Origin of the sequence: Halobacterium bonnevillei (assembly GCF_009831555.1) — an archaeon.
GTDB lineage: Archaea > Halobacteriota > Halobacteria > Halobacteriales > Halobacteriaceae > Halobacterium > Halobacterium bonnevillei.
Genome location: NZ_WUUU01000012.1, coordinates 1 through 19,913, shown reverse-complemented (window position 1 = coordinate 19,913; position 19,913 = coordinate 1). Strand labels below are relative to the sequence as shown.

The following is a 19,913-nucleotide window of genomic DNA, read 5'->3' as shown; positions in this document are numbered from 1 at the left end:
TCGCGTCCCGGGGCTCCGGGCGCGACCTGCGGCCTCGGTTGCGAGCTGCGACCCCCGTGCGACCCGAGTACTGACCGCGAGACGCCACCAGACCGAATCCAGAGCCATACAACACGAGACAGACCGCAATGAATACACTAGCCTGTGTCAAGCGCGTACCGGACACCGGTGCGAAGATCGTACTGACAGACGACCAGCAGGGTATCGACACGAGCACGCTCGGGTTCACGATGAGCCCGCACGAGGAGTGCGCGCTCGAAGAGGCCGTCCAGCTCACCGAAGCCCACGGGGGCACCGCGACAGTGCTGACGCTGGGGTCGGAGGAGGCTGACGAGCAACTCCGGACCGGGCTCGCGATGGAGGCCGACGACGCGGTGTTGCTCGAGACGGACGGCGAGGAGTGGGGGCCGGTCGATACGGCCTCGGCCATCGCCGACTACGTCCGGGACGCCGACGCGGACTTCGACGTCCTCCTGTTCGGGAACGAGTCCGCGGACGCCGGCAACTACCAGGTCGGCGTCACTGTCGCGAACCAGCTCGGACTGCCGTGCGTGACCGGCATCAAGAACCTCGACGTGGAGGACGACACCGTCGTCGCCAAACGGGAGGTGTCGGGCGGCGAGGAGGTCTACGAGGTGGAGCTCCCCGCGGTCGTCACCGTCAAGGAGGGACTGAACGAACCACGGTATCCGTCCGTCCGGTCGAAGATGGAGGCCCAGAAGCAGGAGGTCCCGAGCGTGCAACCGGAGCACAGGGGCGCTGACACGCTGGAGCGCATCCGCCTCGACGCACCCGAGCAGGAGGACAGCGAGGCGGAGATACTCGGCGAGAGCGCGGACGCGGTCGACGACGTCGTCGAAGTACTCCGCGAGGACCTGGAGGTGCTGTGACCGTGGTGCTCACGCTCGTGGAACTCGACGAGGGCGTACCCGCGGAGACCTCACTCGAGGCACTCACGCTGGCGCGCGACATCGCGGGCCAGACCGATTCGTCGGTCTCGGCGGTCGTCGTCAGCGACGAGGCAGCGGCGGTTGCCGACGAACTCGGCGACTACGGCGTCGGCGAGGTGCACGCCGTCGAACACGAACGTCTCGACAGCTACGCGCCGGAAGCGTGGGCGGAGAGCGTCGACCAGGTCGCGAACGAGCTCGACGCTGGCGCCGTCGTCGCGCCGGGCTCGGACCGGGGCCACGAGGTGCTCTCGCACGTCGCGGCGCGCCGCGGCGTCTCGATTGCGGCCAACTGTCTCGACGTGGACGCTGGCGAGGAGTACGAGGTGACGCGCCAACGGTGGGGCGGCACGCTCCTCGAGGAGGCGCGCCTCGGCGGCGACACAAAATTCCTCACGTCCGCCGCGCACGAAGTTGGCATCGAACCGGCGGCCGAACCGGCCGACCCGCCCGTCCACTCGTTCTCGCCGTCGCTGGACGACGACGTGTTCCGCGTGCAGGTCGACCGCTACGAGGAGTCCGAGGCGGAAGGCGTCCCGCTGGGCGAAGCCCGCGTCGTGGTCAGCGGCGGTCGCGGCGTCGGCGGACCCGACGGCTACGACCAGCTCGAGGACCTCGCGGACCTCCTCGGCGGCGCCGTCGGCGCGTCCCGCGCCGCCGTCAACGAGGGCTGGCGGCCCCACGACGACCAGATCGGCCAGACTGGCGCGAAGATATCCCCGAAGCTCTACATCCCGTGTGGCATCAGCGGCGCCGTCCAGCACATGGTCGGGTGCAAGGGCGCGGAGAACATCCTCGCCATCAACACGGACCCGGAGGCAGCGATCATCCAGAAGGCCGACTACGCGGTCATCGCCGACCTCCACGACGTCGTTCCGGAGTTGAACGAGACGCTCCGCGAGACGCAGTAACCCCGGCCGCCGCAGTCGGCCAGCGGCCTCGGTCACTTCTTCTCGTCGTCACGAATGTCGGGCCGCTCGGGCACGAGTGTGATGTCGCGTGCTCGGAGCGCTGCCTGTACTTTTCGCGGGAGCGACAGCAGTCCCTGTTCCTCGCGGCGGAACGTCCGCTCCAGGCCGACGATGCCGACGAGTGAGACGACGACGAACGGCCCGCCCGTGAGAACGGCGACGTCCTGAAGCGTCTGGCCGCCGCCAACGACGAGCACGGCCGACGCCACGGCACCCTGGACCAGCCCCCAGAAGACGATGCCGCCTGTCGTCGGGGCTGCGCCCGGTTTGGTCGCGAGAATCGAGACGACGAGCGTCGACACCGCCGCGGAGGAGGTGATGAAGACGACGATGAGCGCGAGGAACAGGAACATCAACAGCTGACTCATCGGGAGTGCGGCGAACACCGGGAAGCCGGCGACCGCCTCGGACCCGCCGTACGCGTCGATGACGGCGAGCACGTCCGCGCTGCCCGCGTGCTGAACCGCGAGCGACGTTCCGCCCATGACGACGAACCACGCCATCGTCGCCAGCGACGTCGCGCCGACGGCCGTCAGAACGACGGTCCTGACCGTCCGCCCCTTCGAAACCGCGGCGAGGAACAACCCAGCGAACGGAGCCCACGAGAACCACCACGACCAGTTCCAGGTCGTCCAGTCGGCGACCCACTGGCCGCCGACGAACAGGCTCATCGGAACGAAGTTCGCGGCGTACTGCCCGAGCGCCGCACCGCCGAGGTCGAGAACCGACGACCGCGGGCCGAGCGCCAACAGGAGTACGGCGAAGAGGACGAACAGGCTGACCGTGACACCCGCGATCCGTCGGATGCCGCGGTGGACGCCCGATTCGGCGGCGACGACGTAGACGGCGGTGAGGCCAGCGACTAACAGGACTGGGCCGAGCAGGCCGTACGTGACGTCCCACTGGTAGTTGATGCCGGTGAGGAACTGCTGGCTGACGAACGCGACGGACGTCCCCACGCCGCCGATGGTCGCGAAGATGGCGAGGACGTCGACGACCTTCGCCGTCGTCGACTCCAGCCCCTCGACGCCGAGGAACGGCGTCAAGAGCGTCGAGACGCGGAGCGGCGCGCCGCGGTTGTGGACGAAGTACGCGATGGGGAGGCCGATGAGGACGTAGGGGCTCCACGCCGAGAGGCCCCAGTGGAACAGCGCGTACGTGAGCGCGTCGACGGCCGCGGTTCCGGATTCCGCCGGCGCGCCGAAGTACGGCGGCGGGCTCTGGTAGTGGAACAGCACTTCTGCGGGCCCCCAGAAGACGATGCCGGCGGCGATGCCGGCGCTGAAGAACAGCGCGAAGTACGTGGGGTACGTGTACGTGGGTTCGGCGTCCGGCCCGCCGAGTGTCACGTCCCCCCACCGGCCGACGACGAGGTAGACGCAGTACAGGACCCCGAGCAAGACCGCACCGAGGAACACCCACCCGAGGTCCACGAGCAGGAGGTCTTTCACCGCGCTGCTGGCGCCGACCGTCACGTCCGGCGCGAGCAACCGGAGCAGGAAGAACGCCGCGAGACCGACGACCGGGACGCCGAACGTGACCCGGTCCTGCCGGCGGACGAACGGCCGGAGGACCCGACGCAGGTTCCCGTGGCGCACGTAGAGCAGGCTTCGCGCTGTGCGCCCGTGGGCGGACGGGTCCGGTTCGTCCGTTCGCACCGGGAGCAACGCGAGGTAGGACAGCCCCGTCCCGAAGAACAGCAGCGAGACGACGAGCCACCCCTGGCCGGAGACGACGGAACCCACGAACTGCGGGAAGAAGAACCCGGTGACGACGAGGATTCCCGAGAACACGCAGATCGGAACGAGCACCCTGCGAAGCAAGCGCTCGACTGGGTTGTCCTCGATTGCCATGCCGTATGCTTTCAATTCACACATTAAAGACGTATCGTCGCGTGTGCCGCCAACCGTCGTCGACGCGTCACTGTGGCGGACGTTCCCCGAGGTCAAGGCGGGAAACCGACCTGTGAGGGGCCGAACGCCCGGATACGTTTTTACGTCGACCGTCCGTACTGCTTCGAGTGGCCAGTGATACACGGGACGGGCATCCGAACGCGGCCCTCGACGAACTGTTCGACCACGCCGAGCGCGTGCGCCTCGTCGACTGGGCGTCGTTCAGCGACGCGAAGACCACCGTCCTGTTGCTGTCCGCGTTCGCGGTCGTCTCGTTCATCACGGGGCTGTCCCACCTGAGCGGGGGCGCCGAGACGCTCAACGGTCCGCTGGCCTCGCTGTTCCCGGGCGCCCAGAGCCTCGTGCTGCTGTACGGCGTCTTCTTCGCCTTCGTGATCGGGGTGTTGACCGTCGGCATCCAGCGCCGGGTCAAGGTCGCGTGGTACGGCGTCCTCGTCGCGCTGCCGCTGGCAATGCTGCTCCCGCTGTTGACCGCCGATGCCATCGACGTGCCGCTGTTCCTGATCGGCGCCGTGGCGTTACCGCACGCGGTCCGGAACCGCCAGCACTTCGACCAGGCGCTTGACCTCTCGCCGTTCCAGATCGCTTCGCTGACGGCGTTCGTCGGCGCCCAGGTCTACGGGACGGTCGGCGCGTACGTAATGCGCGACGAATTCGTGGGCGTCGGGACGCTGACCGACGCGTTCTACTACATCATCGTCACCGGAACGACCGTCGGGTACGGCGACGCCACGCCGACGACGCAGGTCGCGAAACTGTTCACCCTGTCCGTCATCGTCCTCGCGACGGGGTCGTTCACCGTCGCGACCGGGTCGCTGCTCGTTCCGGCCATCGAGTCGCGGATCTCGAACGCATTCGGAATCATGAACGCATCAGAGCTCTCACTGTTCGAGGACCACGTGCTGGTCCTCGGCTACGGCGAAATCACGGAACCACTCCTGGACGAACTCGTCGGCACGACGGACATCGTGGTCGTGACGGAGGACACTGACAGCGCCACGAAACTGCGGGAGGAAGGCGTCAACGTGTTGACCGCGGACCCGACGGACGCCGACACGCTTCGCGACGCGAGGGTCGACAGTGCCAGCGGAGTCGTCGTGGCCACCGAGGACGACGCCCGCGACGTGCTCGCGGTGCTCGCAGCCCGACAGGAGAACCCCGACGTACGCATCGTCGCTGCGGCGACCAACCAGAAGCACGTCGACAAACTCGACAACGTCGGCGCCGACGAGGTCATCAGCCCGACGATCATCGGCGGCCAGATGCTGGGGCAGGCAGTCCGCCGGGAGACTGGCGGGGAAGGCGAGGAGCAGCGGGACGCGGACGACGACGAACCGGATGTCGACGCCGGCGGCTGAAAGAAATCGGCCGCAGGCGACGAGGCTACGCGCGTCCTTCGTTCGTTACGGGAATCCGGCGGGTACGACGAGTCGCCACAGCCGCCGGGTTCCCGCCGAGGTTCAATTACAAAATAAAAGAATACTGTTACGAATTGTTTCGGCCGATCGCCCCTCAAACACCCCGGCGAATCCCGCGATGTGACCGACGGAGGGCGGTTTTGTCGCGGCGCTGCAGCAGTGGTCACGAGCGGAACCCACTCGGTGGTCGTTTGCCCCAAAGTTATTTTTATACGATATGTGAACTGGTAACGAGGGACGAGCAATGTACGACACCATCCTTATTCCGTACGACGGGAGCGACGAAGCGCGACGAGGCGCCGAACAGGGAATCGAACTCGCAGCGGCACTCGGCGCATCGATCCACGCACTCTACGTGATCGACCTGCCGGGCGCGCCGCGAACAGTCTACATCCGCGACGACGAGGAGGAGATGCGCGAGGACTACCGGGAGTACGGCGAACAAGCCACGTCGGAGATCTGTGACAAAGCGGCGGAGGTGGACGTCGACTGTACGACTGCGATCAGAACCGGGTCGCCCGCGGAGGAGATTGTCGACTACGCGAATGACAACGATCTCGATGCCATCGTGCTCGGGACGGCCTACCAGGGCAAGTTCAAGGCGCTCCTCGGGAGCACCTCCGACAAGGTCGTGCGGACGTCGGAAGTGCCGGTCTTGACGGTCCGGATGTCCGTCAACGACTGACGACTGTCACTCCCGTCACAGGCGGCCGCCGAACCGCCGCACGCACAGCTGCGTCGGGCCAGGTCGGCCACTGAAGCTGTCGCCAGTTCGCGGACCGGCCGTCGGATACTGCTGGTGCGCTTACCGGCCACACAGCTGCGGCAGTCTGTCGCATTCGGCTACTCCGCCGTATCCTCTTGCCTTCTGGTTTCCCGCATGTAGATCACGAGACTCATGCTGAGAAAGCTCATCCCGGCCGCGGTGAAGTTACCGACGGCCAGGGCGAACAGCGCGACACCTGTCAGCGCGACTGCCAGGACGGCGAGCCCCGTCGAGATGATGTCCCCCATAGTGCTCTACCTGACCCAAACTCGCGACCACTAACTAGGTTTCCCCGACGTGCCGGCTGAACTGGCACCGCAGCCGCTTCGAACGCTCAGCGGGTCCGCCGGACGACGTCCCGATGTCGATCTGTCCTAGTAGGAGTGTTTGAACTCCCAGTGGTACCGACAGCCGTCGCACGTCGCCCACTCCGGAAAGTCGTACTGGTGGGGATGGCGCTGGCCGTGTTGCATCTTGCTCCGGCAGACCGGACACTGCAGGTACCGCAACTCCAGGTCCGCGAACTCCTCGTAGCTGAACTCCGCGACACACCGCGGACAGTCGATGCCGTCGTGGGCGTTGTGCTGGAAGATGTCCGACGCGCACCGGGGGCACTCCAGCACCGCAGGCGGCCGATTCCCCCATCCGACCGACCCGTCGTACGTCGTCGTCCCGGTGTCCGCGCTCGAGAGTCGGAACTTGTTCGGCCCATCTCGCTTCCTGAGCGGCGCTGCGACGCGCTTGCCGACCCACTGAACCCACCCGAATATTGCGCGCAGTGCCCCTCGCACGGCCGAAATTTGGGCCGCAATTCGCATAAACTGTCCGGCTGTGCCGGCGATAGCTTTTCCCGCTGGGAGCCTGAGGAGTGGGGCATGCGAACATCTGTCGGCAGCTGGACGACGACTGTGCTGGCTGCGCTACTGGTCGTCCCGGGTGGAGTGGCCGCGCAGTCCGTCGACCCGTCAGTCGTCGTGGACGTGCCCGCAGTTGTGCGGGCCGCCGTCGCGGCCCTAGTCGTCGGGGTCGTCGGTGTCGGATTCCTCACCTGGCGACGGGAGACTGTCGACAGCGCGGTCGGGGACACAATCGACCGGCCGAAGGTCGCCATCGTGTACGGACTGGTGGCGTTCGCCATCGTCGCCTTCGTCGCCCTGTTCGTCAACAATGTGCTCGTACAGGCCGGGCTGCTCACGACGCCACTCGCCCTCCTCATCGTGGCAATTCCGGCGATTGGAGCGGCAGTCGTCGGCGGCCTCGGCTTCCTGGTCGTCGGAACGCTGCTCACTGGGCTGAACGGCCCGCATCGACCCCGGCAGGGCGTCCTGTTCGCAGCGATACTCAGCGCCCTCTGCTGGGTGGCCGTCCCACTGCTCGTGTCGTTCATCGCGTGGGTGCTCGTCGCCGCGTTCGGGGTCGGCGGGACGACCCGGACCTGGGTGCACAGCGAACGAACCGTGGCCGCGAAGTCGTAGCACAGAACGGGAGCGCGGCCACCGAGTCGACGACGACAGATTCCCGCTGGGACGCCGAAGACACTTGCTCTCAGAGCCCGTGAGTAGTCGTATGAGCGCCGCGATACTCCAGATCAGTGGCGGGCTCCTGGAATCGGTCGGCCAGGTCGCAGTCCTCGCAGGCACGCTCGTGCTCGTGCTCGCGCTCGTCGCTCTCGGTTCGTTCGCGTACAAGAGCCTCCGCGGTGACGGCATCGAGTGGCCCGAGGACCGGGAGCCTGAGGAGGACGACAGCGTCGAACGCAGCGAGGACGACGACGAGTGGAAGTACTACTGACCGACGGGTCCTCGTTGCTACTGGCGCAGTCTGTCGCACGGCAGACCTGCTGGCGGCCCGGGAACAGCACGAAAAAGGAGAGTCGTCAGGCGTCGCGTCGTCGCGTCAGTCGCCGCTCGCTGGTTCGTCCTCCTCGCTGATGTCCGTCACCATCTGGTCGCCAGTCGTTACCACCTCCACGTCACCTTCGGCCGCAATGTCTTCGATGGTTTCCGCGAACTCCTCAGACTCGAGGATCTCGTACTCGTTGCTGAGGCCGAGATACACCGTGTAACTCATCAGGCAGAGGATGAACGCGAACGGCAGCCCGGTCGTGATCGCTGCGGTCTGCAACGCGTCCAGGCCGCCGCCGTACAGGAGCAGCGCAGCGACTGCGCCTTCGGTGACGGCCCAGAAGATGCGCTGGGTCTTCGGCACGTCGTGCTTGCCGCCCGAGGTCAAGTGGTCAATGACCAGCGACCCCGAGTCGGAGGACGTGACGAAGAACGTGATCACGAGCAGCGTTGCCAGCGACGCGGTGATGGCGCCGAGCGGGTACTGCTCCAGCGTCACGAACATTCCGAGCGTTTCGAACGCGGCGTAGCCAAGTTCGTTGTACGCGCCCACGACCGCGCCAGTGCCTTCGCCCGTGACCGACGGCGCTAGCGCGCTGCCACCGAATGTCGCGAGCCAGATGGTCGAGAACAGCGCCGGGAGGAACAGAACCCCGAGCACGAACTCGCGGATGGTCCGTCCCTTGGAGATGCGGGCGATGAACATCCCCACGAACGGCGACCACGCGATCCACCAGCCCCAGTAGAACACTGTCCACGCGGTCACGGTTCCACCACCGGCGCCCATCGCACCCCGGAAGAAGCCGAGTTCGATGACGTTCCCGAAGTACGTGCCCAGCCCTTCGACCCACGCGCCGAAGATGAAGATGGTGGGTCCGACGATCAGGAGGAATCCGAGCAGGGCTAACATCAGGTAGAGGTTGAGCGTGCTCAGTCGCTTGACCCCACCTTCGAGACCGGCAGCGACTGACAACGTCGCGATGCCGGTGATGAGCGCGATCAGTAGAATCTGCGACATCGTGGTGTTCGGGACGCTCCCAAGAACGCCAAGTATGTCGACGGAGACGTACTGGATTCCCCGGTTGACCTGTGCGACACCGAGGCCGAGCGACGTCGCCAGGCCGAACAGTGTCGCGAACACGGTCACGAGGTCGATGATGTGCCCGGGCCAACCGTAGATCCGTTCGCCGAGCAGCGGCCAGAAGATCGACCGGAACGTCAGCGGCAGCCCGCGATTGAACGAGAAGAATGCCAGTCCGAGCCCGACGAGCCCGTAGATGGCCCACGGGTGGAAGCCCCAGTGGAAGAAGGTTTGCGCCATCGCGGCGGAGGCCGCGGCGCCTGTCCCTGCTTCAGCTCCCCAGAACCCCGGAACGCTCGAGAAGTAGAAGACGGGTTCCAGCACGCTGAAGAACATGAGGCCGATCCCCATGCCGGCGCTGAACAGCATGGCCATCCACGAGAAGTCGCTGAATTCCTTGTCGGCCTCGACGCCGCCAATCTTGATGTTTCCGTACTTGCTCAGCGCGAAGTACAACAGTACGACGATGAAGAAGTTCACCGCCAGCAGGTAGAACCAGCCGAAGTTGTCGCCGATGAAGTTGAACAGCCACGTGTATGCGTCGGCGGCGTCCTGGCCGAGGATTATTGTGACGGCGATGAACAACGCGATGACGGCGAGCGCCACCGGAAACACCACCGGGTGGATGTCGAATCCCCACTTCTGGATGTTGGTGTCGCCCGGTTCGCGGTCCGAGTCCGGGTGGAACAGCTCCACCTGGAGGCCGTCCGACATCTCGCCGACCGCTTCGTCCTCGCCGTCGGTCATACTGGACCCTCCGGGTCGTTTCTGCGAACTCGATAGCCTCCTCTCTGTGCCGATGCAATCCGTGACGGTCTTTCGCGGTGGATTCCTCCCTCGCGGGTTGGTATCCCCTCCGACGACGGTATAATGGTATTGGTTAGCATGTGGCGGGCCTCGGCGGAAGCATGGCTAGGATTGTTTATAAATATTGATGGCAAATTATGTCGGACTTTAAGTGACGTGGTGGTTCAGGCGTGCTATTTGGCGCTTGCGGCAGTGTCAGGTCGTCCGAAATCCGCGACCGAGGGGAGCCGAAGGCAGGTCGTCAGAACCGTCGAAACGGGGCGTCTGAAGCACTCTCTCTACTCGGGCGGCCGACCCCCGAAGCGTTCTCGATTCGGCGCCGGGACCCGCCGGCGGGCGTCGCCGATCCGTTTCAGAACTCGCCGCTGGGCTGGTTCTCGACGTCGACGAGGTAGCCGTTGTCGGCGATGGAATCCACGATGTTCCGCGTGTGCTGTCTGCCGCTGGTCTCTATCTGGAAGATCAGGTAGGCCTCGCCGACGTCGAGGTCCTCGAGGGCGCGGTCGTGGCGCACGGTCTGGATGTTCGCGTCGTGGTCCGCGATGATGCCGGAGAGTTCGGCCATCTTGCCGGGCGTGTCCTCGATGTGGACTCGGAGCCGAACGACCTGCTTGCGACGCGTGAGCGCGTGGATGAGGACGGTGCGCAGCATCGTCATGTCGAGGTTCCCGCCGCAGAGCAGCGGCATCACGGTCTCGTCGCTGACGTCGAGGTCCTCGGAGCGGATGGCTGCGACGGCCGCCGCGCCGGCGCCCTCGACCACCTGCTTGGCGCGCTCCATCAACAGCAGGATGGCGTCGGCGATTTCGCCGTTCGTCACCGTGACGACCTCGTCGACGTTGTCCTCGATGATGGACAGCGTGAGTTCGGAGACGCCGCCGGTCGCGATGCCGTCGGCGATGGTGTCCACGGACTCGAGGGTCTGTGGCACACCCTTGTCGAGACTGTCGGGGACAGTCGCGGCGCCCACTGCCTGGACGCCGACGACCCGCGTCTCCGGGCTGAGTTCCGCGAACGCCGTCGAGATGCCGCTGATGAGACCGCCGCCGCCGATCGGCACGACGACCGTGTCGACGTGGGGCCGGTCCTCGTACATCTCGACGCCGAGCGTGCCCTGGCCTGCGACGATCGCCGGGTCGTCGTACGCGTGCACGAACTCGGCGTCCCCGCCTTCGACCAGCTCCTTGGCGTGCGCCATCGCCGCCTGGAAGTCCTGGCCGACGAGGTCCACGGTGGCGCCGTACCCGCGAGTCGCGTCGATCTTGGTCTGGGGGGCGTTCCTGGGCATGACGATGGTGGATTCGACCCCGAGTTTCGTCGCTGCGAGCGCGACGCCCTGTGCGTGGTTGCCCGCGCTCGCAGCGACGACGTGGTCGACGTCGCCTTCGGCGAGGGACGCCCGTATCTTGTTGTACGCGCCGCGCGTCTTGAACGAGCCCGTCCACTGGAGGTGTTCGAGTTTCAGTGCGACCTCGTCGGCGCTCGTCTCCGCCTCGAGGGTCGTGCTCCGCTCGACGGGCGTGGGTTTGACGACGCTCGGGTCGTCGAGTCGGTCCTGTGCGGCCTCGATGTCGGCGAACGAGACTGATTCGTGGGTGTCCTGAGCCATGACTTTGTCACCGGTGCCGGCAGTTCGGGTCCCGGGCTGCGCCCGAACGCCGGAGGTTCTACGTGCAACATCCGCCGAATCGACAGATAAGCGTCACGGCCTCGAACCGCTGCTGTTCCCGATACCAGCTCGCTGGCCGGCGGTTTTGTCGCGTCCGCGCCGCGAACTCCCCTCGCGGGCGCGAGAACAACTCCTACTAGCTCGCTGCTACGTTTCCGGTTCGCGTCGCGACGACAGCACCGCTCCGATGGCAATTACGACCCTGGCGCTACGAGCCAGCGTCTCCGACGAAATATGCCGCCGTCGCAACGAGCCGCCGCCCGGGCCCCGCTATGGGAGTTCGACCGACACGTCGGCCTGCTGGCTCGCGGCTTTCACCGTGTTGTACAGCAGCATCGTGATCGTCATCGGACCGACACCGCCGGGAACCGGCGTGATGACGTCCGCCGGGCCCTTCGCGCTCTCGAAGTCGACGTCGCCGACGAGCTCGTAGCCCTTCTCGGTGTCCGCGTCGACGCGGTTGACGCCGACGTCGATGACTGCGGCGCCGTCCCCGATCATCGACCCGTCGATGAGTTCGGGATACCCGGCGGCGGCGATGACGATGTCGGCCTGGCGCGTCATCGACGCGAGGTCCTCGGTCCGCGAGTGACAGACTGTCACCGTCGCGTTGCCGTCCGGCGCTTTCTGGATGAGGAGGTTCGCCATTGGCTTCCCGACGATGTCGGACCGACCGACGACGACGGCGTGGGCGCCCTCGGTTTCCACGTCTGCCGCGTCCAGCAGACGCTGGATGCCGTGGGGCGTACACGGCTTGAATCGCGGGTCCCCGGCGACGAGGCGACCGACGTTCTCGGGGTGGAAACCGTCGACGTCCTTCGCCGGGTCGATACTGCGGAGGACGCGGCGCTTGTCCACCTGGTCGGGGACGGGCATCTGGACGAGGATCCCGTCGACGTCCGGGTCCGCGTTCAGATCGTCGATGGTGTCGTAGAGTTCGGCCGCGGGCGCGTCCGCGTCGAGTTCTCGGTGGACGCTGTCGATGTTCAGGTCGTCGCAGGCCCGCTGTTTCATCGAGACGTACGTCTCGCTGGCGGGGTCGGTGCTCATGAGGACCGTCGCGAGACTCGGCGTGACGCCCGCGTCGTCGAGCGCGTCGATGGACTCGCGGAGGTCCTCGCGGATGCGGTCGCTGACGGCGTTGCCATCGAGGACGTTCCCGTCGAGGACGCCCTCACGCTCGGACGCCGTCACGCTACCACGGCCCCGGCAGCGGCCGGCGCTGTGTGAAAGCAGTGCATTGTGTCCGGCTGTTCTCGCGGCGGCCGTATCAAATCGTGGGTGTGGTCGAAGTATTGACGGAGCGACCGGTGACGACAACGGACCGTTCCACAGCCTACTAGCAGCCTGTCAGGAATTGCCGTCTCTCGGGCGCGCACGCCGATTCCACGGTCAGACGGTGGCGCGGGAAAGACCTAATTGCCGTGTCGCCCCAACCCACAGTCACCGTCCGAGCGACACGGGACCCAGAGATGGCCGCGCGACACGGCGGCCACCGTGAACGCCGGACCCCGGACAGCAAGCATGTCACTGGACATATCTTCGACGCCGACTGCCGACGAGGTGGGGTTGCTCGACGAACCACGGTACGAACTGATGCCGTTCGACAGCTTCGGCGAGCAGATGGTCCACCTGCCGGACGGGGCGACGATCGCAATCACGACGTCGCCGACGCTCGGGCTGGACGCGACCATCGAGTGGACCGAGGAAGCGGCCGCGGAGGGCTACGAGATCGTTCCACACATCGCTGCACGCTACGTCCGGGACAGCGACCACCTCGACGAGGTCGCGGCTCGGCTCGTCGACGCCGGCGTCACGGACATCTTCGTTCCGGGTGGCGACCGCGAGGAGCCAGCCGGCGAGTTCGACTCCGCCCTCGACATGCTCCAGGCACTCGAGGACCTCGAGTACAGCTTCGACGACGTCGGGATCACCGGCTACCCGGAGGGCCACGACTTCCTCAGCGACGAGACCCTCGAGGAAGCAATGGCCGCCAAGGAACCGTACGCCACGTACGTCGTCACGCAGCTCTGTTACGACCCCGCGGCCGTCGTCTCGTGGATCGAACAGATACGCGACCGCGGCATCGACCTCCCGGTCGAGGTCGGCATCCCGGGCGTGATGAAGTACCAGCGCTTGCTCGGCATCTCCCAGAAGGTCGGCGTCGGCGACTCGGTCCGCTTCCTGCAGAAGACCAGCGGCGTGCTCGGGTTCATCCGCCAGCTCATCGGGTCGCGGGGGAAGTACACGCCCGACGAACTCGTCGACGGCCTGGCGCCGTACGCCGACGACCCGACGTACGACATCCGGGGACTCCACGTCTACACGTTCAATCAGGTGCCCGACACCGAGACGTGGCGACACAAGCGTCTCCAGGGATGAACGGTCACGACCAGCTACCATGAACGTCGAACGCCAACTGGGACTCGTCCCGCACTACGTCGCGAATCTGCTCATCGTGTTGCTCGTCATCGGCGCGCTCCGCGCCGTCGCGGGTGACGTCGGCATCGTCGTCGAACTCGTGGTGGTCGTCGCGGTCGTACTCGCGTACCCGACGCTGGTCCGGTGGCTCGGCGTTGAGCCGTCGGCGTGGGACGATTCCGAGAAGAACTGAGTCGCCTCGCGTGCGCTGGCGACCGACTCGCGCGAGTCGATTCGACCGAGGGCCTATTCGCGGCGGACGCGGACGCGGTATTCGCCGCGGGGGCGGAACAGTCGCGTGAGGAACCGCTCGACGAGGCCGGGCTCGTTCGATGCCCGGGGCATCCCAGGCATGTAGTTCTGGAAGGTGGGCTGGTCGTCGGACTGTCGCTCTTCGGATTCGGATTGCGTCTGTTGCATACTTTAGAGAACGCGGTAGACGCGGGAAAGTCTTGCGGGTAATACCCCGAAAACTTGCCGTAGACGGCCTGTGACACTGATTCACACGTCACACGCTTCGTTCGAGGATGGCGTCACGGAGCCGCTGCGCACAGTCCCGTTGCCCGCGCGGAACGTACAGCGTGTTCTCGTCGACCGGATGGCTCAGGAAGCCCGCGTCCGCCGGTTCGACGTCGGTCTGCAGGACCTGAACGTGACCAGTCATCAATCCGCGCTCGTATTCGACGCCCTCGACCTCCTCGAACGGAATCCGTTTGTCCTCGAACATCGACGCGGACGACCGGTCGATGAGGACGCAGTCCTCGAACACCGAGATCGTCCCGCCCTGCAGCGAACACGAGACGACTGGGTCGGCGTCGGGCACCTCGTCCATTCGGTCGTCCATGGTGTGGTGCAGGAACCCGGTGACGAAATAGCTGCGGGTGACACTCGCCCGTCAGGAACGCGGACTGACTCTCTGGGCCGTCGAGAGAGCCCTCCCGTGCTTTCAGTGTGCGGAACGCCGGGCGGATTGTGGCTTCGAAGCACAACACGTCGAACATCCGAAATAACGTGGTTTGCCGCGTCCCACGCGTCTGGACCGGGATTCCGCCGGCGGAGAAAACCCGGCAAAACCCCGTATTTTCCACTATCAGGGCGTTTACGGCGTTCTTGCGGACTCGTCGAGTGGGCCATCGCGCCGTTCTTTTATCACGGTGGGATGAGCGGTACCATGTACCGATGTCGGACAACCAACCCCCACAGCAGTCGGCGGACCACCCGAACCACCCCAGCGTCGACCAGTCGGACCGCGTACTCCCACGGAACCTGCGGCAGACCGGTGACCCCGGTATCGAGATGCTCGTTTCCACGCGCGTCCGCAAGTCGCCGTTCTTCGACAAGTCGTTCAACGAGGAGGGCGCCTGGCGCTGTACCGTCTACAACCGAATCTATCACCCGAGGGGGCTCGTCGAACCCGAGGACGGTGGTGCGATGGCCGAGTACGAAGCGCTGACGAACGCCGTCACCCTCTGGGACGTCGCCGTCGAACGCCAGATTCGCGTCAAGGGACCGGACGCCGAGGCGCTCACGGACTACCTCATCACGCGGGACGCGACCGAAATCGAGTCGATGCACGGCAAGTACGTCATCCTCTGCAACGAAGACGGCGGCATCCTCAACGACCCAGTGCTCCTGCGGGTCGCCGACGACGAGTTCTGGTTCTCGATCTCGGACTCGACGCTCATGCAGTGGATTCAGGGCGTCAACGTCGGCATGGACTTCGACGTGGAGGTCGACGAAATCGACGTCGCCCCGATGCAGATTCAGGGCCCGCGCTCGGAGGACGTGATGATCGACGTCGTCGGCGAGGAGGTCAGCGACATCCCCTACTACGGGCTGATGGACGCCGAAATCAACGGGGCAGACGTCCTCGTGAGCCAGACCGGCTTCTCCGGGGAGAAGGGCTTCGAGATCTACGTGCGCGAGGCCTCGAAGAACGCCGAGCGCGTCTGGGACCCGGTCCTGGACTCGGTGAAAGACCACGGCGGGATGCAGATCGCGCCCGGTCACCACCGCCGAATCGCCGCCGGCATCCTCTCGTGGGGCCAGGACATGGACCACGAGACGTCACCGTTCCAGGTGAACCTCGGATACCACGTGCCGGACGACAAGGCCGGCGACTACGTCGGGAAAGAAGCGCTCGAGGAACAGAAAGAACAGATCGAGAACGGCGAGTACCCGTTCAATCTCAAGCTCGTCGGCCTGAAGATGGCGGGCGAGCCGATCCGCGACTACGCGCCGGACTTCTGGCTCATCTCGGACCCCGAGACGGGCGAGGAGTGCGGGTACGTCACGTCGCCGTGGTACAACCCAGACCTGGAGACGAACATCGCGCTGGGCTTCGTGCCGGCGGAGAAACTGGAGGCGCCACTCGACGACCGCGTCTACGACGCCGACCTGGACACCGAGTTCCGCGTACACCTCCCCGACAAGTACAGCGAGGAACCCGGAGAACCCGTGTTCGCCACTGTCGCGAAGGTCCCCTTCAAGGAGTCGGTCAACCCGAGCGCTCGCGAGCAGGCGAAGCTGAACGCGAAACGCGACAGCGAGGAGTGACCTGACCGTCGGCTAAGGCCGCTTTTCGCGGTTCCGGTAGACCGGCCGGAGGTCGGTTTCGTCCTTGTCGAACCCGAGCCAGACGCTCAGGGCTGACGCCGAGAAGATGAGGTAGACGGGGAACAGCGTCAACAGGACGAACCCGACCAGGCGCAAGGGCAGTGTTCCCTGCGCGTACAGGACTGCGAGGGGGACCAGCCCGGCGAGGGCGGCCACTGTGAGGCCGAGCCGGAACGCATCGTTCGCGTTCGGCCCGGGCGCAACGTTGAGACGAGCCATTGGTGGAACTGGGCGTTCCAGAGGTAAAATCGTATCACTCTCGCCTCGCGGACGGGGGTCACGGGCACCGGGTGCTTAAGGACCTACATAATTCATCGTTTACCTTCATCCGACCGCCGAGCCTGTCAACACGTAACATGGGAGTCGGGAGTGAACTACAGGAACTCGGCCGATTTCTAGACGACTGCGAGCGCCGAGGCGAGGCAGTCGAGAGTCTCGACCTGGCAGAAGTGACCGACGTGGACGACCAGCGACTCAGGGCGAATCTCGAACTCACGGTGTCCGTCGAAACCCACGCCGACGGAACGAGGCTCTGCGACCCGCGCGTCGGTCCCGACGGGACGGTCCGGTTCGCGCTCGATTCGACGGCCTGTCTCCCGCTGCGGACCGACCACGACGTCGGAGTAGAGCCGGTCGACGCCGTTCTCGACGCCGACGGTTCGGTCACAGTCACGCTGGCGGCGACGGTGCCCGAGGCGTCCGACGAACCGACGGGCTCCGGAGCGGATTCCGGGGCGTTCGACGACGCTATCGGTGCCGAGGTGGGCGCCTCCGGACCCAGTGAGTTCGACGAGTCTGACCCCGGCGAGTTCGACGACTCGGACGACGTCGACGCCACTGCGCGACTCCAGACAGATGGCCCTCCGAACGACCGCGACGTCCCCCCATTCAAGGACCCGGAACTGTTGGCCGACGTCTACGAGTCCTGTGACACGTTCGCCGCGATGGCCGACGAACTACCGATGGACGTCACCGGCGAGACGGTGCGGCGGTACATGATCGAACACGACATCCACGAGCCCGACACCTATCAGACGGGCTCCGCCGGCCAGCCCATCGCGCTCTCGGACGGCATCGGGCTGCCCGAGGACGTCACCGTCGAAACGCTCATCGAGACGGTCAAGAACTCCAGTACGATCTACGAGGTCAAACAGGACATCGACATCGAGCGGGAGGACGCCCTGGAGATGCTCCAGGAGTTGAACCTCCTGAATCTCGTCGTCGGCCGTCTCGGCTCCGAGCGGGAACGCGAGATCACACGCGAGGACGTCGTCGACTGCCTCCGGGAAGCCTCGGCCGTTCAGTAGCTGTTCCGGCACCGCTCGTCTCCCCGTCGTCGCGCCGTCCCTTCTGTTCACCATCCGCCGGCGAGCGCGCGACGCGACTGGCGTTCACCGACCGAGCTTTCTGTCCGGGCCGTCGCCGGTGAAATGACCCGAAGCGACTAAGCAGCCCTGTGAGAGACAATATCTATTGCGCACTGACAGCAAGTAACACATGTCGACGCTTACCGAAGTGAGGTTCGCCCACGAGGACGGTGCCCTCGCAGACACGCTCGACGAACTCCCCGACGTAGATGTCCGGGTGCTCCCAGAGACGAGTACGGACCCCGGGCAGGTCATGTACGTGATGGCGTTCGAGAACGCGGACGAGCAGACGCTCGAAACCACGCTTCGACGAGACCACACCGTGAGCGACGTTCGACCTTTGCCGGCGTTCGAAGGGTGCAACCTCTGGGGAGTCGCCTTCGACGACGAGACGAAACTACTGGGGCCCCGGGTCACGCGGGACGGCGGGTTCGTCGTCGACGCCCGGAGCGAGGGGCGCGAGCAGGACCCCCGCGGGTGGCACGAACGGTGGCTGCTCCCAGACCGGGAGGCAGCCCACAACATCTGGACCTACGCTCGCGACGAGGGATTCGAGTTCGACGTGCTGGACCTGCACCGACAGAGCGACGTCGACGTAGAGAACCCGATCCGAGACTCCCTCACGGATCAGCAGCGAGCGGCGCTGCTGACCGCGTACGAACGCGGGTACTTCGCGGAGCCACGCGACGCGTCACTGGAAGCAGTCGCGGACGCACTCGGTCACTCGCCGTCGGCCGCCGGCGGCCGCATCAAGCGCGGGCTGAAATCGCTAATCGAGACGACGCTCGCCGTCGACTACCGCAAAGAGTGAAACGGCGTGTAACCGGAACTGACAGTCGATGCGGGCCGGCGCTTCGAGCGGGTGGGCTGGTCGGACCGTGTTCGGCGTGGTCGGTCGGTCGACTCCCGGGGACGGGTTGTCACCCGGACTGGCTTCGACGCCCGCCCTCCCGGACGAGCACGGTCATTGCTGAGCGTCCGCCTGGTACCGAGCTGACGAACGCAACGCCGACGCGTCACTCCCGGTGATTCCCCCATGATATCGACACGAGTGTTCGTGAAACACCCCGACCTCGCGCTCGTGCCGACCATCAGGTCACTTCCGGACGTCGACCTCGGCGTCGTGTCCGACGCAGGAACAGACCCACAGCACGACGCTCACTTCTTCTGGGTAGAAACCCGCGACTTCGAGGCGTTCGAACGGGAGCTAGCGGCCGACCACACGGTCGAGTCGTTCTCGGAGATCGCCCAAACTGAGTCCGGGCGGGCGTACCGGATCACGTACAGCGACGAAGCGAAACTGGTCACGCCGTCAGTCGCGGACGTCGGCGGGCTCGTCATGGAGTCCCGGAGCAAAGACGACGGGTGGTTGCTGGAGTTACAGCTCCAGAGCCACGACGCACTCTACGACATCAACGCGTTCGCCAGGCGAGAAGACGTCCGATTCGACGTCCTCGAGTTGCACCAGGCCGAGGACACGGACGTCGATTCCGGGTTCCCGCTCACCGAACCGCAGATTGAGGCGTTGATGACCGCGTACGTCCACGGGTACTACGACGAGCCCCGTTCCATCCTGCTGTCCGGGCTGTCCGACCTGCTTGGCATCTCCGAGACCGCAGTCAGCGGCCGCCTCAGGCGGGGGTCCGCGCGCCTCATCGAAGCGACACTGGTCGACTCCGAGGACGACCGCTGACGGAGCGCCAGTCGGGGAGTACGGGTCGAATTCCAGCCCTCCGACGCCCGCCGGTCCACAGACGTGGGTGTGCCTGACGACCGCTCGACGAACGCTGCGCCCCGAACCCGAGCGCTGAAACCCGCGGGCGGCATACGGTGGGTCGATGACGCGTCGCTTCCGCTGGCAGCGTCCGTTTGCCGACGACTCGGTGACTGTCACGCGAGTCGCGGGTGACCACGACCTCGCCGACGAGGGGCGACAGCGGCGCTACACGCTCGACGTTCCCAGGTCCCCGTACTCGTCTTTGAAGTCCTCGTGCTTCTGGTTCGCGAGCCGCACGAGCGGCACGAGGAACAGCATCTTCCCCCTTCCCGGGAGAGCCAGCCGGTGGAGCCCGCCATTTCGCCGACGAGCG

At 65.9% G+C, this 19,913-nt stretch carries 21 protein-coding genes; 12 read left to right on the top strand and 9 right to left on the bottom strand.

The features are described 5' to 3' along the window. The first annotated feature begins 128 nt into the window (after positions 1–128). Complete coding sequence (locus GRX66_RS03370) at positions 129–890, top strand: electron transfer flavoprotein subunit beta/FixA family protein (RefSeq protein ID WP_159525267.1); 762 nt, start codon at positions 129–131, stop codon at positions 888–890. Continuing rightward, on the top strand, positions 887–1,861 hold the full coding sequence (locus tag GRX66_RS20485) for an electron transfer flavoprotein subunit alpha/FixB family protein (RefSeq protein WP_325063939.1): 975 nt from the start codon (positions 887–889) through the stop codon (positions 1,859–1,861). The genes GRX66_RS03370 and GRX66_RS20485 overlap by 4 nt, the downstream gene beginning before the upstream one ends. A 32-nt stretch (positions 1,862–1,893) precedes the next feature. On the opposite strand, the gene GRX66_RS03360 is transcribed toward GRX66_RS20485, so the two are convergent. After that, positions 1,894–3,774, bottom strand: coding sequence for a BCCT family transporter (locus GRX66_RS03360; RefSeq protein ID WP_159525266.1), 1,881 nt, complete (start codon positions 3,772–3,774; stop codon positions 1,894–1,896). A 167-nt stretch (positions 3,775–3,941) separates the two neighbouring features. On the opposite strand from GRX66_RS03360, the gene GRX66_RS03355 reads away from it, so the two are divergent. Both GRX66_RS03355 and GRX66_RS03350 read left to right on the top strand, forming a co-directional pair. Then, positions 3,942–5,192, top strand: coding sequence for a potassium channel family protein (locus tag GRX66_RS03355; protein ID WP_325063938.1), 1,251 nt, complete (start codon positions 3,942–3,944; stop codon positions 5,190–5,192). A 304-nt stretch (positions 5,193–5,496) separates the two neighbouring features. Further along, positions 5,497–5,937, top strand: coding sequence for a universal stress protein (locus tag GRX66_RS03350; protein WP_159525265.1), 441 nt, complete (start codon positions 5,497–5,499; stop codon positions 5,935–5,937). Positions 5,938–6,095: 158 nt separating this feature from the next. Here GRX66_RS03350 and GRX66_RS19410 read toward each other — a convergent pair whose 3' ends face one another. Together GRX66_RS19410 and GRX66_RS03345 are read right to left on the bottom strand one after the other, a co-directional pair. Continuing rightward, positions 6,096–6,266 (bottom strand): hypothetical protein, encoded by a 171-nt coding sequence (locus GRX66_RS19410; protein ID WP_201292902.1) that lies wholly within the window; start codon positions 6,264–6,266, stop codon positions 6,096–6,098. Between the two features lie 126 nt (positions 6,267–6,392). Beyond that, positions 6,393–6,809 (bottom strand): hypothetical protein, encoded by a 417-nt coding sequence (locus tag GRX66_RS03345; RefSeq protein WP_325063937.1) that lies wholly within the window; start codon positions 6,807–6,809, stop codon positions 6,393–6,395. Positions 6,810–6,893: 84 nt separating this feature from the next. Here GRX66_RS03345 and GRX66_RS03340 point away from each other — a divergent pair, with 84 nt between their 5' ends. After that, positions 6,894–7,493, top strand: coding sequence for a hypothetical protein (locus GRX66_RS03340; protein WP_159525263.1), 600 nt, complete (start codon positions 6,894–6,896; stop codon positions 7,491–7,493). A gap of 91 nt (positions 7,494–7,584) precedes the next feature. Continuing rightward, entirely contained in the window at positions 7,585–7,809 is a 225-nt protein-coding gene (locus GRX66_RS03335; protein ID WP_159525262.1) for a hypothetical protein, read from the top strand. 105 nt (positions 7,810–7,914) lie between these two features. Here the strand turns inward: GRX66_RS03335 and GRX66_RS03330 are convergent, their stop codons facing one another. From GRX66_RS03330 to folD, 3 genes are all read right to left on the bottom strand, one after another. Next, positions 7,915–9,690 (bottom strand): BCCT family transporter, encoded by a 1,776-nt coding sequence (locus GRX66_RS03330; RefSeq protein WP_159525261.1) that lies wholly within the window; start codon positions 9,688–9,690, stop codon positions 7,915–7,917. A gap of 412 nt (positions 9,691–10,102) precedes the next feature. Next, positions 10,103–11,359, bottom strand: a complete 1,257-nt coding sequence (gene ilvA / locus GRX66_RS03325; RefSeq protein WP_159525260.1) for a threonine ammonia-lyase — start codon at positions 11,357–11,359, stop codon at positions 10,103–10,105. A gap of 330 nt (positions 11,360–11,689) precedes the next feature. Beyond that, complete coding sequence (folD, locus tag GRX66_RS03320) at positions 11,690–12,613, bottom strand: bifunctional methylenetetrahydrofolate dehydrogenase/methenyltetrahydrofolate cyclohydrolase FolD (protein WP_325063936.1); 924 nt, start codon at positions 12,611–12,613, stop codon at positions 11,690–11,692. Between the two features lie 330 nt (positions 12,614–12,943). Between folD and GRX66_RS03315 the strand changes: the two genes are divergently transcribed. Together GRX66_RS03315 and GRX66_RS03310 are read left to right on the top strand one after the other, a co-directional pair. Next, positions 12,944–13,801, top strand: a complete 858-nt coding sequence (locus GRX66_RS03315; protein WP_159525259.1) for a methylenetetrahydrofolate reductase — start codon at positions 12,944–12,946, stop codon at positions 13,799–13,801. A gap of 19 nt (positions 13,802–13,820) precedes the next feature. Next, positions 13,821–14,033: a hypothetical protein gene (locus GRX66_RS03310; RefSeq protein ID WP_159525258.1), complete on the top strand. Its 213-nt coding sequence runs from the start codon at positions 13,821–13,823 to the stop codon at positions 14,031–14,033. A gap of 53 nt (positions 14,034–14,086) precedes the next feature. Here GRX66_RS03310 and GRX66_RS03305 read toward each other — a convergent pair whose 3' ends face one another. Both GRX66_RS03305 and GRX66_RS03300 read right to left on the bottom strand, forming a co-directional pair. Continuing rightward, positions 14,087–14,260, bottom strand: coding sequence for a hypothetical protein (locus tag GRX66_RS03305; RefSeq protein ID WP_159525257.1), 174 nt, complete (start codon positions 14,258–14,260; stop codon positions 14,087–14,089). Between the two features lie 88 nt (positions 14,261–14,348). Beyond that, complete coding sequence (locus GRX66_RS03300; protein WP_159525256.1) at positions 14,349–14,684, bottom strand: hypothetical protein; 336 nt, start codon at positions 14,682–14,684, stop codon at positions 14,349–14,351. Between the two features lie 335 nt (positions 14,685–15,019). Between GRX66_RS03300 and GRX66_RS03295 the strand changes: the two genes are divergently transcribed. Beyond that, positions 15,020–16,396 (top strand): aminomethyl transferase family protein, encoded by a 1,377-nt coding sequence (locus GRX66_RS03295; RefSeq protein WP_159525255.1) that lies wholly within the window; start codon positions 15,020–15,022, stop codon positions 16,394–16,396. Positions 16,397–16,408: 12 nt separating this feature from the next. Here the strand turns inward: GRX66_RS03295 and GRX66_RS03290 are convergent, their stop codons facing one another. Next, complete coding sequence (locus GRX66_RS03290; RefSeq protein ID WP_159525254.1) at positions 16,409–16,675, bottom strand: hypothetical protein; 267 nt, start codon at positions 16,673–16,675, stop codon at positions 16,409–16,411. 137 nt (positions 16,676–16,812) lie between these two features. On the opposite strand from GRX66_RS03290, the gene GRX66_RS03285 reads away from it, so the two are divergent. From GRX66_RS03285 to GRX66_RS03275, 3 genes are all read left to right on the top strand, one after another. Then, positions 16,813–17,763, top strand: a complete 951-nt coding sequence (locus GRX66_RS03285) for a hypothetical protein (protein WP_159525253.1) — start codon at positions 16,813–16,815, stop codon at positions 17,761–17,763. 190 nt (positions 17,764–17,953) lie between these two features. Next, complete coding sequence (locus GRX66_RS03280; RefSeq protein ID WP_159525252.1) at positions 17,954–18,634, top strand: helix-turn-helix domain-containing protein; 681 nt, start codon at positions 17,954–17,956, stop codon at positions 18,632–18,634. Positions 18,635–18,859: 225 nt separating this feature from the next. Beyond that, a complete protein-coding gene (locus GRX66_RS03275) occupies positions 18,860–19,516 on the top strand; it encodes a helix-turn-helix domain-containing protein (protein WP_159525251.1) in 657 nt (218 codons plus the stop codon). Positions 19,517–19,913 lie beyond the last annotated feature (397 nt).